The organism is Chitinophaga eiseniae, from assembly GCF_012641265.1.
Lineage (GTDB): Bacteria > Bacteroidota > Bacteroidia > Chitinophagales > Chitinophagaceae > Chitinophaga > Chitinophaga eiseniae_A.
Window position 1 is genome coordinate 80,092 of record NZ_JABAHZ010000011.1, and the last position, 15,860, is coordinate 95,951.

A 15,860-nucleotide genomic window follows, 5' to 3' on the forward strand; every position below is an offset into this window, starting at 1 on the left:
ATATATTTCGCTACCGTTTTCGCTATCCTTTTTCGCTACAATAGCTTTATGCACGATACTTTCCGCTTTCGGCTATTTAGTGTAAATTTGTAACCCTGCAATGCCAATGCAGACAATGATAGTTTCGTAGAAAAATAATCTATTCCGAAATGAAAGAATCAAAAATTCGTTGCTCCTTTTGCAGCCGTCCCAAGGAAGAAGTGCAGATACTGATCGCCGGCGCAGAAGGTCATATCTGCGAAAATTGTGTAGCCAACGCACAGGAAATAATTGACCAGGAATTATTCACTCCGGGCAAAAAGACTGCTGCGGCAAGCGTAGCGCCCCATTTTACCCCAAAAGTGTCTAAACCAATAGACATGAAAAGATTCCTGGACGAATATGTAATCGGACAGGACGACGCCAAGAAAATACTGGCAGTAGCTGTATACAACCACTATAAAAGACTCAATCAGCAGATAGGTGACGATGAAGTGGAAATTGAAAAATCCAATATCATCATGGTGGGTGAAACCGGTACCGGTAAAACATTACTGGCCAAATCCATCGCCAAACAACTGAACGTTCCTTTTGCCATCGTGGATGCTACCGTATTCACCGAAGCAGGTTATGTAGGCGAAGACGTGGAAAGTATCCTCAGCCGCCTCCTACAGGTATGTAACTACGACGTGGAAGCAGCTGAACGCGGTATCGTATACATCGACGAAATCGATAAGATTGCCCGTAAAAGCGATAACCCGTCCATCACCCGCGACGTGAGCGGAGAAGGCGTACAACAGGGCCTCCTCAAACTGCTGGAAGGCACCGAAGTACTGGTACCTCCACAGGGCGGTCGTAAACACCCGGAACAAAAGCTGATAAAATTAAATACGCAAAACATTCTCTTCATCTGCGGCGGCGCATTTGATGGAATCGAAAAAATTATCAGCAGAAGAATACAAACACATTCTATCGGCTTCACCGTTAACAAGGAAAGGGAAGAAGAAAACAGGAAACAAATCCTGCGCTACATCAATTCGCAAGACCTGAAATCCTTTGGACTGATCCCTGAGTTATTGGGACGTTTGCCGGTAGTAACCTACCTCAATTCTCTCGACAGGGACACGTTGAAAGCGATCTTAACAGAGCCTAAAAACGCGCTGGTAAAACAATACAAGAAGCTTTTCAAAGTGGAAAACATCGATTTACAGGTAGAAGACGAAGCGGTAGAGTATATCGTAGACAAAGCCATGGAGTACAAACTCGGCGCACGTGGATTACGCTCCATCTGCGAAGTAGTATTGAGCGATGCCATGTACGAACTGCCTTCCGCTAATGAAACTACTTTCCACCTTACCCGGGAATATGCACAGTCTAAACTGGAGCAGTCTACCCTCGTAAAACTGAAAGTAGCCTAGTCCCCTTTCGGACACCCGGAATTGCCAAACTATTGCTAACCATAAAACACGCTATTTTATGCAGGAACTCATTCAGCAATTGCAGGAAAAAGCCGGACTTACGCCCGAACAGGCGGTACAGTCCATAGACGTGATCAAAGAATATGTGAAGGGAAAATTACCGCCATTTATCGCAGGCACTGTTGATAACTGGTTTGCAGGCATGTCAGGAAAAGCAGAAGACAAGAAGCCCGGCCTGATGGACCAGGCGGGCGATTTTCTGGAAGATGTGAAAGACAAGGCAGAGGATTGGGCAGAAGAGGCAAAAGAAAAAGTGTCTGACTTCTTCAAAGATAAAAAGTAGGTTCCTCCCGCTTATAAAAAGGGATTTTCGGGTAGTGACCTACCGGAAAATCCCTTTCCTTTTTAGATACTTCTCAGGTAAAGATAAAGCGCTGTCAGCTCATCATCGGTGTATTGCGCCGTCATATTCCAGGGCATATCACTCACCAGCAACTGTTTCCCTTCCGGCGTTTTTCCTGTACGCAATGCGGTGATAAAATCTTCTTTAGACCATTTTCCCACATTACCTGTAGCGGTAATATTGGCCACGTGAACCCCACCGGGTACAGGATTATCCCCTCCTGTTAGCGTAGGGCGGTGACAGCCCTGACAAGAGGCCGATAAATACCTCCCATAATCCACTGTAGCAGCTTTGGCTACCTGCTGCGGCTGCTGACGGGAATGATCTATCAATTCCGCCGGGAACATCGGGATTTTCCCGGCCACAGATAAAATCTTACCTAAAGCACCTACCTGCATGGGTTGTGTAGGAACATCCACCGGAGGTTGTGCCTTGCAAAACGCAATTATAGCCGCCATATCGCGATCATCCATCAACGTGAACTCCTGGGAAGGCATCAATAATAACGGCTTATTTTCGGCATTTAAACCGTGCCGCATGGCCTTTAACCAGGCCCTGTTATCAAAGCTGGCCGGCAGGCCACCTTTCCCACTGGTGAGGTTAGGCCCCGAGAAACGCCCGATAGGTGGATCGTTTACAAACATTTTTCCACCCAGGTTGGTCCCATGACATTCGCCACAGCCCTTGATTTCATACAAGTGCCGCCCCGCAGCAATAGTGGCCGAATCATCGGGAACCGGGATATCCCTTACCTGCACCACATATTGCCGGTTCGTGTGCTGATGAAAAAGAAAAGAAAAAATGCCGAATGATAGCAATAATAGCAGCAATAGCGCCAGCCCGGCAATGGCGGCCCATTTCAAGATTTTGGAGAACATAACAATAAGAATTAACAATAAGTGAGGGGCAAAAGTAATAGGGATAAATATGATGAGGCTCAGTAGTAGTACTGAATTATGGACAAAATCATAACGTGGATTACAGGTCTACATCTTTTACTAAGCATCTTTTATACGGGATAAACCGGCCAGACCCGGTATAGAAAAGCACCCGTATTACAGGGTGCTTCTCATTGCGTAAAAGTGTTTCAAATCTTTCTTGATTTTGTGTGTTAAGGTTGATAAACGGTAAAGAGTGATGAATTAACCCAAATTTAACGTTCCTTTTGCAATATTCAATAACACTAAAGGGTTAATATTAAATTATTTTGAAAAAATGATGAACGGCTTATAAATGGCCTTTCTTTAAATTAAAAAAATTATATCTCTTCAAGCTTATCAAAATCAATAGCAAAATCGTTATTCTATCTCAGTGCTTCCCGGGCAATTACGATCTTTTGGATCTCTGAAGTCCCCTCTCCGATGGTGCATAATTTTGCATCACGATAAAATTTTTCCACCGGAAAATCCTTCGTATAGCCATATCCTCCAAAGATTTGTACGGCATCATTCGCTACTTTTACCGCTACCTCTGAAGCGTAATACTTGGCCATGGCGGCTTGCTGGGTCATTTTTACCTTCCGGTTTTTCATATCGGCGGCCTGCATAGTGAGTAATTCCGCAGCGGCAACCTCTGTGGCCATATCTGCCAGTTTAAAGGAAACGCCCTGGAAATTGGCAATAGGCTGGTCAAACTGGTGTCTTTCCTTGGAATACTTGATGGCAGCATCCATAGCGCCTTTGGCAATCCCAAGTGACAGCGCCGCGATAGAAATACGGCCACCATCCAGCACCTTCATAGACTGGATAAAGCCATCGCCCTCCTTGCCCAGCATATTTTCGGCGGGAATGCGGCAATTGTCAAATATCATTTCTGCGGTTTCGGAGGCCCGCATGCCTAATTTATTTTCTTTCTTTCCCCCGCTGAAACCGGGAGTCCCTTTTTCTACTACAAACGCACTCATACCATGACTATCGCGTATATCGCCGGTACGGGCTATCACTACAGCCATATCACAGCTTTTACCATGGGTAATCCAGCATTTGGTACCGTTGATCACCCATTCATTCCCTTCTTTCTTAGCTACACATTTCATGTTCATGGCGTCGGAGCCTGTATTGGGCTCTGTTAATCCCCAGGCGCCGATCCATTCGCCGCTGGCCAGCTTAGGCAGATACCGCTGTTTCTGGGCTTCATTGCCAAATTGCAGGGTATGACCGGTACACAAAGAATTATGCGCTGCCACGCTTAAGCCAATAGCACCGCAAATACGGGATATCTCACTGATAACCGTTACATATTCCAGGTATCCCAGGCCGCTACCACCATATTCCTGTGGTACCAAAACGCCCATCAGGCCCAGCTCTCCCAGCTGCTTCAATACCTTTACCGGGAATTCCTGCCGCTCATCCCATTCCATCACGTATGGTTGAATATTTGTCTTTCCGAAATCCCGGATCATTTGTGCAATCTGTTGTTGCATTTCCGTAGGCTCAAAGTTCATAAACGCGTGGATTTAATGTTTGATGTCTATGTAATGCTCAATTTTACGATAAATAACGTCATCCACCAACGGCAGGTTGCGAAGCTCCGATACCTCCCTGAAACCCGCATGGGTACTGCGGTACTGCACAATTAAATGGGCCAGTTTATAGCGTATATATGGGTGAGCTGCCAAAGATTTTTCATCTGTGAGGTTGAGGTCTAGTTTTTTTAGAGAACTGCTACCGATCTTTAAGAAAGGTTGAATTTTTTGAAATGTGGAGTCAGGTAATCCATAACATTCAGCTACCTGCTCTACCGCATAAAAACCTCCCAACCTCTCCCGGAAGGCAATAATCCGGCGGGAAAACCCCGGCCCTATCCCCGGTAAAGTTTGCCAGACTAACGAATCTGCGGTATTAATGTCAATTATCTCCGGCGGGGCTTTCTTACTATAACGCCTAAACGTTGTATCTTTTTGCCAGCCACGATACCCTGATTGCTCCCTCTTATACCCTGCTGTAGTATCCTTCTCCCACTGTATTTTCTTCGGGCTGTTATCTCTTACAATACGTACCCATGGCTGCAGGCGGGCACATAGTACTGGTGGCAGGCCATAGATTTTCTGCAGATCGGCCGGCTCCCGGAAATGACCTCCATGCGCCACATATTTTGTAATAGTAAGGGCGGTGCGCTCACTGAGTCCCAACTGCTGCCAGCCAGCCACCGACAGGGTATTGGGATCGAAATAAAATAAAGGCTTCCCGGGTAAAACCGCTTCCGCTGCAGGTTCGGCAGACACCGAATCAACCTCCAACGCCTCAAAATATTGGATAGCTGCTTTCAGATCGGTACTATCGGTAACGGGCACACGCCGGAAATAAAACAGCAGGTCGGGGGTATAACAGGTCAGCAGCATAACTGCCACCAGCAGGGTTATACCGGCGCGCTCCTTCCTGGAAAAGCGCAGGTATTCACGTACAACCGTTTTCCACATGGGTCAACAACAATTTGCCCCAAAGCTACACCATCGCGGTACGTGGTATGTTAACAGAAATAAAACGGCACTAAATTTCCAGGCTTAATCCGTCATAAGCCAGGGCCATACCGGCAGGCAGCTCTTTAGACACTTCCTCGTGCAAGCCCAGCTGGTGGCTGATATGGGTAAAGTATACCTGTGGAATTTCCAGTTCCCGTCCTAACTCAATGGCTTCCTCCAGGGTAAAATGGGAGATATGTTTTTCCTTGCGAAGCGCGTTCAGCACCAGTATTTTCGAGCCTCTTATCTTGTCCTTTTCCTCCGGCGCAATATAGTTGGCATCGGTAATATAGGTGAAATCATGTACGCGGAAGCCCATCACCGGCATCTTGTGGTGCATCACCTGTATAGGCGTTACGGGCAATCCGTTGATATCAAAGGGCTCACCGGGAATGTTCCGTAGATTGATTTCGGGAATTCCGGGGTATTTAAAATCGGAAAATGCATAGGCAAACTCGCGCTTGATCACGGTTTGGCTAAATTCTGTAGCGTATATGTTGATCGCGCTTTTCTGAAAATAATTAAAGGCACGGATATCATCCATGCCTGCAATATGATCTTTATGCGAGTGGGTGATCAGCACCGCTTCCAGGTGGCCTACCTTTTCCCGCAGCATCTGGTAGCGGAAATCAGGCGTAGTATCCACTACAATATTTCCAGCCGGAGCGGTAATCAGTATACTGCTCCGTAAACGTTTGTCTTTTTTATCAATAGAAGCACACACTTCGCAACCACAAGCTATTACGGGAACTCCCTGCGATGTACCGGTACCTAAAAATGTGACTTTCATCCCAATGCATTTGTCTGTTTAACTTATTCCGCTGATGGTGTTGTCTGTTCGTCCTCCGCAGCTGCTTCATCTGCGTTGGGAACAAGTTTGCTGGACTGTATCTGTTTGTACAGCTTGTGAGATTCGGCGGTGAGGGCTTCTTCATCCAGCGGCAGCGTGGTTAAGATATCAATGAGGGTATTAATACGCCCTTCCAGGTTCAGAAATTTGTTGATCACTACCACTTTCTTGTGTTCCAGAATGCAGTACCCGGAAAGGAAACTACCTTTTTCGAAGCGCAGTACATATTTAGCCTCCTCAAAGATCTTTTCCAGTTTAGACAGGTTGTTAGGTGTGATTTTGATATTCATGATGCGAAAATAGCAAAAAGCGCCTATTTGGTGGTCATTCTTGCAAAGGGCACGATCATTTCCTCCAGGGAAATTCCGCCGTGCTGAAAGGTATTACGATAGTAGTTGACGAAATAATTATAGTTATTGGGATAGCAGAGATAGCCATCGCCTTTGGCAAAGATATAAGACGAATTCACGTTGGGCTTTGGTAAGCCGGCATCACGTGGATCCCTGAAGGCCAGCACTTCCTTGGGATCGTAATTCAGGTTACGACCGTGCTTATAGCGCAGGTTGGTGGTGGTTTGCTTATCACCGATCACCTTTACCGGCGTTTTCACCCTTACGCTACCATGATCCGTTGCGATCAGCAGGTTGAACTTTTTATCGCTGATGCGCTTCAGCGCCTGGTGCAACGGGCTGTGTTCAAACCAGCTGGCAGTAATAGAGCGGTAAGAAGCTTCATCGCCGGCCAGTTCTTTCAGTACCTCCATTTCTGTGCGGGCATGGCTGAGCATATCCACAAAATTGTATACGATAACGCTCAGCGGGTAGTCGAGCATATTATGGATGTTATTGAGCATAGACTGGGCATCCGCATGATTGGTCACCTTGGTATAGGAAAACCGCGGATCCATTTTCAGCTGTTTTAGCTGGGCAGCGAAGAAATGCTCTTCAAACATATTTTTTCCCCCTTCTTCATCGTCATTCTTCCATTCCTGCGGGAATCGGTGTTCTATATCCACGGGGAGCATACCAGCAAATATGGCATTACGGCTGTATTGGGTACTGGTAGGCAAAATACTGAAGAAAGATTCTTCCTCCATGAGCCGGAAAGATTCCTGGAAAATGGGCAGAATGGCTTTCCACTGGTCATAGCGGAGATTATCTATCAGCAGGAATACATTGGGCACATTGGGATCCAGGTTGGGCACCACTCTATCGCGGAACAGGGTGTGCGACATCACCGGGGCATCCTTGGTCTTTGGATGGAGCCAGTCGCTGTAGTTCCGGGAAATGAACTTGGAAAATTCGCTATTGGCTTCCGTTTTCTGCGCATTGAATACCTCCAGCATCTCCGGACTATTGGTTTTGGCCATTTCCATTTCCCAATACACCAGTTTTTTATAGATATCCATCCACTCGTTGTAATCAGGATTGGAGCTGAGTGCCATGAACAAGCTGCGGAACTCCTGCTGGTAGGCAGTGGTGGTTTTTTCGGCCACCAACCTTTTGTTGTCAATTATTTTTTTGAGGGATAGTAATACCTGGTTGGGATTGACTGGTTTAATGAGATAGTCGGTAATCTGGGAGCCGATGGCGTCGTCCATTACATTTTCCGCCTCATTTTTAGTGATCATCACGATAGGAATCTGCTGATCGATCTCCTTGATTTTGCTCAGGGTTTCGAGCCCTGTGATACCGGGCATGGATTCATCGAGTAATACCACGTCGACTACCTGGTCTTTCAGGAATTCGAGGGCGTCATAGCCATTGGTGAGGGCGGAAACTTTATACCCTTTGTTTTCCAGGAAGATAATTTGCGATTTGAGGGATTCTATCTCATCGTCTACCCATAGTATATTTATCTGACTCATAATAAGATTTAAGGTGCCGAAAAAAAAGAAATTTACCCCTATTTTTCGGCAAATATCATTCCCTGCCAGTCAATTGGCCGTAATTATATGTTAAAAACGGAAATACCTGGTAAAATGATCGCAGTAAAAAGTGTGAGGGCTGATAAAGTTATTTACCTTCGCATCCATAACATTTAATTACCTGTAACCTACCAATTGTTTTTTACTGTCTGTCATAGGGGTTTCGTGGACGGAGAGCGTCATTATAAGTAAAAAAATTACATATAATTAATTCATGGTGTAGCTTTGCAACAGGCACCAGGGATTTCAGACGCGGACGCCCTGTCTGGAATGTATAATTAAATGCAATGACCGAACGCAAGCGAAAAATTGTTAATGATCCGGTGTATGGCTTTATTACCATAGATCACCCGTTGATTCTTAACCTCATTTCACACCCATGTTACCAGCGGCTCCGCCGCATACATCAGATGGCGCTGGCCCACCTGGTGTACCCGGGTGCAATGCACACGCGATTTCATCATAGCATGGGCGCCTATCACCTGATGAGCATGGCTTTGCAGGAATTGCGGAGCAAAGGGGTTGCGATTACCGCCGATGAAGAGATAGCCACTAAACTGGCTATTTTATTGCATGATATCGGCCATGGTCCTTATTCTCATGCGTTGGAAAATGGCATTATAGAAGGAGTATCTCATGAAGAGATTTCCCAGTGGCTGATGGAGCACCTCAATAAGGAGATGGATGGCGCCCTGACACTTACACTTGACATCTTTAACGGACGGTATCATAAAAAATTCCTGCATCAACTGGTATCCAGCCAGTTAGATGTGGATAGGATGGATTACCTGAACCGCGACAGTTTCTATACCGGGGTGGCTGAAGGCACCATCGGGTATGATCGCATTATAAAAATGCTGACCGTACATCATGGAGAGCTGATGGTGGAAGAAAAAGGCATCTATTCTATCGAAAAATTTGTCATTGCCCGGCGGCTGATGTACTGGCAGGTATACCTGCATAAAACGGTGCTGAGCGCGGAAAATATGCTGGTAAAGATCCTGCGCAGGGCCAAACAGCTGGCCCAGGAGGGAAAAGAATTGTTCTGTTCTCCCGCACTGGCATATTTCCTGTATAATACAGTGACCAGGGACAATTTTGAACGAACACCGGACTGTCTGCAGTTATTTTGCCAACTGGACGACTATGATATCCTGGGAGCGATAAAGGTGTGGACGATGCACGAGGACAAAGTATTGTCCCTTTTGTGCAAATGGTTAATAAACAGGAACTTATTCAAAGTCGTATTAAGTAACCAGGCATTTGATGACAGTGCCGCGCGTTTGTTGAAGGAACAGATTAAACAGAAATGGGGCATTGAAGGACCTGACCTGGATTACTTTGTTTTTTCCGGCGCCGCTACGTTAAGGGCCTATAATGTTAATGACGAGAAGATTAATATCCTATTTAAAGACGGAACTGTAAAAGACATTTCCTCCATAGACAATGCACTGATTAGCCATACGCTGGCGATACCGGTAAAAAAATTCTACATTTGTCATCCAAAAATTCAGGCTAACAACGTTTTATAAGGAATAAAATGTTAAAGAATAATTTCATACTATCCGGTGTGGCCTGGAAAACATTACAATTTTAAACTATGCAGTTTAGCGCATTACAATTAGCTACCATGTTAAATGGTAAGCTGGAGGGAAATCCGGACGTAAAGGTGAGCAACATCGCCAAGATTGAAGAAGCTGGCGAGGGCATGCTCAGTTTCATTGCCAATCCTAAATATGAAGAGTTCATATATACCACCAATGCTTCCATTCTTATTGTGAATGAAAGCCTGGTAATAGAACGTCCGATTAAATCCACTTTGATCAGGGTAAAAGATGCCTATAGCAGTTTTGCACTGCTGCTGGAACAATACCGTTACCTCACTGGTAACAAATCAGGTATTCAGCAACCTTCCTATGTTCCTGCTTCCGTAAAAATGGGTGAAAACGTGTTTGTAGGCGCCTTTGCTTACCTGGGAGAAAACGTGGTACTGGGCAACAACGTAAAAATATATCCTGGCGTATACCTGGGCGACAATGTGATCGTAAACAACGATTCCATCCTGTACCCGGGCGTTAAAGTATACGACAACTGTGTGGTAGGCAGCCGCGTTATGCTGCATGCCGGTTGCGTAATAGGTGGCGATGGCTTTGGCTTTGCCCCTCAGCCGGATGGTTCTTATAAAAAGGTGCCGCAAATTGGCAATGTGGTGATTCACGACAACGTGGAAATTGGCGCCAATACCACCATCGACCGGGCTACCATGGGTAGCACCGTGATCCGCGCAGGCGTGAAACTGGATAACCTGATCCAGGTAGCGCATAATGTGGACATAGGCACCAATACGGTTATTGCCGCCCAAACAGGGGTATCCGGCAGTACCAAGATTGGCCAGAACTGTGTGATTGGCGGACAGGTAGGTATGGTAGGTCATATCCATATTGCCGATAACACTAAAATCAATGCACAGAGCGGCTTGTCTAAGTCTATCACCGTGCCCAATACGTCTTTAACCGGCTCTCCGGCGTACGATTATAAAAGTTCGCTGAAAAGTCAGGCAATTTTTAGAAATTTGCCGGACCTTGAAAAGCGCGTGAAGGAACTGGAGGAGATGGTAAAACAGCTGCTACAGGAAAGAGCAGGTGTATAAAATTGATTACTGATCAAATAGTTACATATTAGTTAGCTTATTATGGAAAATCAGCAATACCAACATACCCTGAAGGGCGAAATTACCTTGTCGGGTATTGGCTTGCATACAGGCGCCTATGTTAATATGACCCTGAAGCCGGCAACACCAGGCCATGGGATTAAATTTCAACGTATAGATCTGCCGGGGCAACCTATCGTAAAAGCGGACGTGGATTATGTAGTGGAAACTACCCGCAGCACTACCCTGGAGCATAACGGCGCCCGGGTAAGTACCGTAGAACATATTATGGCAGCTTTAGCAGGAACCGGTGTGGACAACGCACTGGTAGAGCTGGATGGCGGCGAAATTCCTATCATGGATGGCAGCGCCTGGCCATTTATTGACGCTATAGAAAAAACAGGCCTTCAAAACCAGGATGCCAAGAAAGTATACTATACCATCGATACCAACATCAGCTATTCTGATGAGAAGAAAAAGGTAGAAATGGTAGCTATGCCGGCAGTAGACTACCGCATTACCTGTCTGATCGACTTCAACTCCCCCGTATTGGGCACCCAACACGCCAAAATGAAAGGGATAGAAGAGTTCAAAACAGAAATTGCGCCCTGCCGTACGTTCTGCTTTTTGCATGAACTGGAATACCAGTTGTCGCTCAACCTGATTAAAGGCGGCGATATCAACAACGCGATTGTTGTGGTAGACAAACCAGTAACAGACGAGGAACTGGCCCGCTTAGCCAAGGTGTTTAACCGGGACAACATCTCTGTACAGAAAGAAGGTATTCTCAATAACATAGAGCTGCGCTTCCCTAACGAACCTGCCCGTCACAAACTATTGGACGTAGTAGGTGACCTGGCCCTGATTGGTTATCCGATCAATGCGCATATCATTGCTACCCGTCCGGGACACGCTTCCAACGTGGAATTTGCCCGTAAGATCAAAGCGTATATTAAAAAGAACAAGCACAATAAAGACGTACCTGTATACGATCCTAATCAACCACCCATTTTCGATACACCGCGTATTGAAAGAACGCTGCCGCATCGTTACCCGATGCTGCTGGTAGATAAGATCATTGAGCTGGGAGAAGAGAAAGTAGTTGGTATCAAGAACGTTACTTTCAATGAAGGCTTCTTCCAGGGCCACTTCCCCGGTAACCCGGTAATGCCCGGTGTACTACAGTTGGAGGCGCTGGCACAGGTAGGCGGTATCCTGGCACTGAACCGGGTACCGGATCCGGAAAATTATGATACCTATTTCCTGAAAATCGACAACTGTAAATTCAAATCCAAAGTAGTACCCGGCGATACCATGATTCTTAAAATGGAATTGCTGAGTCCTATCAGAAGAGGCCTTGTAGAAATGCGGGGGACAGTATTTATCGGTAACAAGGTAGCTACTGAGGCCGACATGGTAGCACAAATTATAAAAACAAGAGAAGGCAAATAATAGCAATGATCCACCCGCTAACATACATACATCCAGACGCCAAAGTAGCGCCTAATGTAAAAATTGATCCATTTACCGTCATACATAAAAATGTTGAAATCGGTGATGGCACCTGGATTGGTTCCAACGTAACTATTATGGAAGGAGCCCGCATCGGCAAAAACTGCCGTATTTTCCCGGGTGCTGTTATTTCCGCCATCCCTCAGGATTTGAAATTTGCGGGTGAAGAAACTACGGCGGAAATAGGCGACAATACCACTATCCGTGAATATGTAACCATCAACCGCGGTACCAAAGACAAGTGGAGAACCAAAATCGGTAATAATTGCCTGATCATGGCTTACAGCCATATTGCACACGACTGCGAAGTAGGTAACTACTGCGTATTTTCCAATAACACCACCTTGGCAGGCCATATTTCCGTTGGCAACAACGTAGTGCTGGCAGGTATGGTGGCGGTGCAACAGTTCTGCAAAATCGGTGATCACGCCTTCGTTACCGGGGGCTCCCTGGTACGTAAAGACGTGCCTCCTTATGTAAAAGCTGCCCGCGAACCATTATCCTATGTGGGTGTAAACTCCGTAGGCCTGAAGCGCAGAGGCTTTCCGCTGGAAAAAATCAATCACATCCTGGATATATACCGGATAATTTTTGTGAAAGGCTTTAAGTTATCCAAAGCTATCAGTATCATAGAAGCAGAATTCCCTGCTACTGATGAAAGAGATGAAATCCTGTCGTTCATCCGTGAATCAGGACGTGGTATTATGAGAGGCTATACTTCCAGAACCAATGACGATATCTCTTAACCAGACAGGCAAGCGTTATAACTACGACTGGATTTTCCGGCGTGTAACCCTCACCTTTAGTGAAGGACAACGCTATGCTATACTGGGGCCTAATGGTTCGGGCAAATCTACTTTACTACAAGTCATCTATGGCGCTATTCAACACAATGAAGGCATCATTACATACGGCACACCGGAAAAACCCATCGCAACGGATGCGTTTTTCCGGTACTGTGCCATTGCAGCGCCTTACCTGGAGCTGATTGAAGAGTTCACCCTCTCAGAAATCATTCACTTTCATCAACAGTTCAAAAGCCTTCTTCCCGGCATCACTCCCAAAAAAGCTATGGAGCTGGTAGGCTTGGAAAAGGCGGCCAACAAGCAAATACGGAATTTTTCTTCCGGCATGAAACAGCGTACCAAGCTGGCACTGGCCATCTTATCTGACGTTCCCGTGCTCCTGCTCGATGAGCCCTGCACCAACCTCGATGCAGCCGGTACTGCCCAATACCAGGCGCTCATCAATGAATATGGGGGCAATCGTATGATTATTGTCAGCTCTAATGATGAGCAGGAATATTTCATGTGCAAAGAGCATATCCAGATCCTCGACTATAAATAAGAAAACATACTTCCGTCCTTTTTCTCTTTAGCTTTTGCTTTCTGCTGATAAAAACTATCTTCGTAAAAAGCTATAAGCTATATGAAGACTGCCAGTACTAAAGTGATCAATGGCTGGGCCATGTACGACTGGGCCAACTCCGTGTACAACCTGGTTATCACTACTACTTTTTTCCCTATCTATTTTCTTGCAGTTACCAACGAACATGTTTCCTTCCTGGGAATGAAATTTGTAAACTCCGCCTTGTACAATTACACCATGGCAGCGGCTTACTTGCTGGTGGCTATCACTTCTCCTATTTTATCTTCTATTGCAGATACCCGGGGAAACAAAAAGAATTTCCTCCGCTTCTTTACCATATTAGGTGCGCTTTCCTGTAGCACGTTGTATTTTTTTGACTCCAGTACGCTGATGCTGGGGGTTGTTTGTTTTATGCTATCCACCGTAGGTTATTGCGGGGGCCTGGTGTTTTACAACTCCTATCTGCCTGAAATAGCCGCGCCTGAAGACAGAGACCGAATCAGTGCCCGCGGCTTTAGCATGGGATATATAGGCAGCGTTATCTTACAGTTGATTGGTTTTGGCCTGGTGATGGCGGGCGAAAAGCTGGGTATGGATGAAAGTATGCCGGTAAAGATCACCTTCCTCTTAGTAGGCGTATGGTGGCTGGGTTTTGCGCTCATCACCTTTGCCCGGCTTCCGGATAGTATTGCTACTGTATCGCAACATACGGGTAGTGCGCTGACTGAAGGTTTTACGGAGTTGCGCAAGGTATATGCCCAGGTAAAGCAGATGCCGGTATTGAAAAGATTCCTGCGTGGCTTCTTTTTCTACAGTATGGGTGTACAAACCGTGATGATGGCCGCCACCGTTTTTGGCAGTAAAGTATTACACCTGCCTGCCCAGATGCTGATTGTAACCGTGGTGATTATACAGCTGGTAGCTATTGTTGGCGCCTGGAGCATGGCCCGGTTATCGGATAAATATGGTAATCTTCGTGTATTGATTGGCGTAGTAATACTATGGGTAGGTATCTGTATTGCGGGTTATAAAATGCAAACAGCTACTCACTTCTATATGCTGGCTACCGCCGTAGGCCTTGTCATGGGAGGTATACAATCCCTCAGTCGCTCCACCTATGCCAAGCTAATGCCGGAAACAACAGACACAACTTCCTTCTTCAGTTATTATGATGTTACCGAAAAGCTATCTATCGTAATAGGTATGTTTTCGTTTGCCTATATAGATGATCTGACCGAAGATATGCGCAACTCAGTACTGGCGCTGGTCGTGTTTTTCATCATTGGGTTGATATGGATTTTATCAGCGCTGCGTAAACAGCAACAATTAAAACCAGCGATTTAATTTTATTGTTATTTGGATATTTGGTTGCAGAAATGGGTAACTTTCTGGTACCAAATATCCAAATAACAATTTTATGAAATTATACACCATAGATACAAGATTCTTTAAGCTGGATGGTGGCGCCATGTTCGGCGTAGTGCCTAAAAGCATCTGGAACAAACTGAATCCGGCCGATGAAAACAACCTGTGTACCTGGGCCCTGCGTTGCCTGCTGATTGAAGATGGCAACCGGCTTATCCTGATTGATAATGGCCTGGGCGACAAACAGGACACCAAATTCTTCAGCCATTATCAGCCCCATGGCGATGCAACCCTCGACAAATCGCTGGCTGCACATGGCTTCCACCGCGATGATATCACCGACGTATTCCTTACCCACTTACATTTCGACCATTGTGGCGGTAGTATTGTCCGCCAGGGCGATGCCCTGGTGCCCGCCTTTAAAAACGCCGTATACTGGAGTAATGAGGGGCACTGGAACTGGGCCACTCATCCCAACGACCGGGAAAAGGCATCTTTCCTGAAAGAAAATATCCTGCCTATCAAAGAAAGTGGCCAGCTCCGGTTCATTGCCCACACCGAAGGCATTTCATTTGTTGACAATATCTCCATCCGTTTTGTAAGTGGCCATACGGATGCGATGATGCTTCCGCAAATTCAATACAAGGGTAAAACCATTATATACATGGCGGATTTACTGCCTTCTACGGCGCATATTCCCATTCCTTATGTCATGTCTTACGACATGTTCCCGCTGAGAACGATTCATGAAAAGAAAACTTTTCTGCAAGAGGCGGTAAATAATGAATACATCTTGTTTTTCGAGCATGACCCGGTGAATGAGTGTTGCGTATTACAGCAGACTGAAAAAGGCATCAGGGCAGGCGAAACATTTAAGTTAAGCAGCCTCTGATTCCTGTCACTCTGTCACCATCCCGGCTGCTGCATC

15 protein-coding genes are annotated in these 15,860 nt (G+C 45.9%); 9 read left to right on the forward strand and 6 right to left on the reverse strand.

The features are described 5' to 3' along the window. Positions 1-149 precede the first annotated feature (149 nt). On the forward strand, positions 150-1,397 hold the full coding sequence (gene clpX / locus HGH91_RS28830) for an ATP-dependent Clp protease ATP-binding subunit ClpX (protein ID WP_168742712.1): 1,248 nt from the start codon (positions 150-152) through the stop codon (positions 1,395-1,397). A 58-nt stretch (positions 1,398-1,455) separates the two neighbouring features. Further along, a complete protein-coding gene (locus tag HGH91_RS28835) occupies positions 1,456-1,740 on the forward strand; it encodes a hypothetical protein (RefSeq protein WP_168742713.1) in 285 nt (94 codons plus the stop codon). 62 nt (positions 1,741-1,802) lie between these two features. Here HGH91_RS28835 and HGH91_RS28840 read toward each other — a convergent pair whose 3' ends face one another. From HGH91_RS28840 to HGH91_RS28865, 6 genes are all read right to left on the reverse strand, one after another. Beyond that, complete coding sequence (locus HGH91_RS28840; RefSeq protein WP_168742714.1) at positions 1,803-2,678, reverse strand: c-type cytochrome; 876 nt, start codon at positions 2,676-2,678, stop codon at positions 1,803-1,805. 425 nt (positions 2,679-3,103) lie between these two features. Further along, a complete protein-coding gene (locus tag HGH91_RS28845; RefSeq protein ID WP_168742715.1) occupies positions 3,104-4,243 on the reverse strand; it encodes an acyl-CoA dehydrogenase family protein in 1,140 nt (379 codons plus the stop codon). A gap of 12 nt (positions 4,244-4,255) precedes the next feature. Beyond that, entirely contained in the window at positions 4,256-5,218 is a 963-nt protein-coding gene (locus HGH91_RS28850) for a helix-hairpin-helix domain-containing protein (RefSeq protein ID WP_168742716.1), read from the reverse strand. Positions 5,219-5,288: 70 nt separating this feature from the next. Continuing rightward, on the reverse strand, positions 5,289-6,050 hold the full coding sequence (locus HGH91_RS28855; RefSeq protein ID WP_168742717.1) for an MBL fold metallo-hydrolase: 762 nt from the start codon (positions 6,048-6,050) through the stop codon (positions 5,289-5,291). Positions 6,051-6,073: 23 nt separating this feature from the next. Beyond that, positions 6,074-6,400, reverse strand: coding sequence for a hypothetical protein (locus tag HGH91_RS28860; RefSeq protein ID WP_168742718.1), 327 nt, complete (start codon positions 6,398-6,400; stop codon positions 6,074-6,076). Positions 6,401-6,423: 23 nt separating this feature from the next. Then, positions 6,424-7,977 carry a response regulator gene (locus HGH91_RS28865; RefSeq protein ID WP_168742719.1) on the reverse strand — a complete coding sequence of 518 codons (1,554 nt, stop codon included), beginning with the start codon at positions 7,975-7,977 and terminating at the stop codon, positions 6,424-6,426. A gap of 347 nt (positions 7,978-8,324) precedes the next feature. On the opposite strand from HGH91_RS28865, the gene HGH91_RS28870 reads away from it, so the two are divergent. The 7 genes from HGH91_RS28870 (at position 8,325) to HGH91_RS28900 (ending at position 15,824) form a co-directional block, all read left to right on the forward strand. Continuing rightward, positions 8,325-9,569, forward strand: coding sequence for an HD domain-containing protein (locus HGH91_RS28870; protein ID WP_168742720.1), 1,245 nt, complete (start codon positions 8,325-8,327; stop codon positions 9,567-9,569). A 68-nt stretch (positions 9,570-9,637) separates the two neighbouring features. Further along, complete coding sequence (lpxD, locus tag HGH91_RS28875; RefSeq protein ID WP_145660475.1) at positions 9,638-10,687, forward strand: UDP-3-O-(3-hydroxymyristoyl)glucosamine N-acyltransferase; 1,050 nt, start codon at positions 9,638-9,640, stop codon at positions 10,685-10,687. A 42-nt stretch (positions 10,688-10,729) separates the two neighbouring features. After that, positions 10,730-12,139, forward strand: coding sequence for a bifunctional UDP-3-O-[3-hydroxymyristoyl] N-acetylglucosamine deacetylase/3-hydroxyacyl-ACP dehydratase (locus HGH91_RS28880; protein ID WP_168742721.1), 1,410 nt, complete (start codon positions 10,730-10,732; stop codon positions 12,137-12,139). 5 nt (positions 12,140-12,144) lie between these two features. Next, positions 12,145-12,945 (forward strand): acyl-ACP--UDP-N-acetylglucosamine O-acyltransferase, encoded by an 801-nt coding sequence (gene lpxA, locus HGH91_RS28885; RefSeq protein WP_168742722.1) that lies wholly within the window; start codon positions 12,145-12,147, stop codon positions 12,943-12,945. Next, positions 12,929-13,546 (forward strand): ATP-binding cassette domain-containing protein, encoded by a 618-nt coding sequence (locus tag HGH91_RS28890; protein WP_168742723.1) that lies wholly within the window; start codon positions 12,929-12,931, stop codon positions 13,544-13,546. Before lpxA ends, HGH91_RS28890 begins: the two co-directional genes overlap by 17 nt. Before the next feature lie 81 nt (positions 13,547-13,627). Beyond that, positions 13,628-14,911, forward strand: a complete 1,284-nt coding sequence (locus HGH91_RS28895; RefSeq protein ID WP_168742724.1) for an MFS transporter — start codon at positions 13,628-13,630, stop codon at positions 14,909-14,911. A gap of 73 nt (positions 14,912-14,984) precedes the next feature. Next, positions 14,985-15,824, forward strand: coding sequence for an MBL fold metallo-hydrolase (locus HGH91_RS28900; protein ID WP_168742725.1), 840 nt, complete (start codon positions 14,985-14,987; stop codon positions 15,822-15,824). The last annotated feature ends 36 nt before the right edge of the window (positions 15,825-15,860 follow it).

Excerpts from the sequence above, each read along its gene's own strand:
- lpxA (WP_168742722.1), top strand. The coding sequence starts at position 12,145 with ATGATCCACCCGCTAACATACATACATCCAGACGCCAAAGTAGCGCCT.
- HGH91_RS28870 (WP_168742720.1), top strand. The coding sequence starts at position 8,325 with ATGACCGAACGCAAGCGAAAAATTGTTAATGATCCGGTGTATGGCTTT.
- HGH91_RS28865 (WP_168742719.1), bottom strand. The coding sequence starts at position 7,977 with ATGAGTCAGATAAATATACTATGGGTAGACGATGAGATAGAATCCCTC.
- HGH91_RS28845 (WP_168742715.1), bottom strand. The coding sequence starts at position 4,243 with ATGAACTTTGAGCCTACGGAAATGCAACAACAGATTGCACAAATGATC.
- HGH91_RS28895 (WP_168742724.1), top strand. The coding sequence starts at position 13,628 with ATGAAGACTGCCAGTACTAAAGTGATCAATGGCTGGGCCATGTACGAC.
- HGH91_RS28890 (WP_168742723.1), top strand. The coding sequence starts at position 12,929 with ATGACGATATCTCTTAACCAGACAGGCAAGCGTTATAACTACGACTGG.
- clpX (WP_168742712.1), top strand. The coding sequence starts at position 150 with ATGAAAGAATCAAAAATTCGTTGCTCCTTTTGCAGCCGTCCCAAGGAA.
- HGH91_RS28850 (WP_168742716.1), bottom strand. The coding sequence starts at position 5,218 with ATGTGGAAAACGGTTGTACGTGAATACCTGCGCTTTTCCAGGAAGGAG.
- HGH91_RS28855 (WP_168742717.1), bottom strand. The coding sequence starts at position 6,050 with ATGAAAGTCACATTTTTAGGTACCGGTACATCGCAGGGAGTTCCCGTA.
- HGH91_RS28835 (WP_168742713.1), top strand. The coding sequence starts at position 1,456 with ATGCAGGAACTCATTCAGCAATTGCAGGAAAAAGCCGGACTTACGCCC.
- lpxD (WP_145660475.1), top strand. The coding sequence starts at position 9,638 with ATGCAGTTTAGCGCATTACAATTAGCTACCATGTTAAATGGTAAGCTG.
- HGH91_RS28900 (WP_168742725.1), top strand. The coding sequence starts at position 14,985 with ATGAAATTATACACCATAGATACAAGATTCTTTAAGCTGGATGGTGGC.
- HGH91_RS28860 (WP_168742718.1), bottom strand. The coding sequence starts at position 6,400 with ATGAATATCAAAATCACACCTAACAACCTGTCTAAACTGGAAAAGATC.
- HGH91_RS28880 (WP_168742721.1), top strand. The coding sequence starts at position 10,730 with ATGGAAAATCAGCAATACCAACATACCCTGAAGGGCGAAATTACCTTG.
- HGH91_RS28840 (WP_168742714.1), bottom strand. The coding sequence starts at position 2,678 with ATGTTCTCCAAAATCTTGAAATGGGCCGCCATTGCCGGGCTGGCGCTA.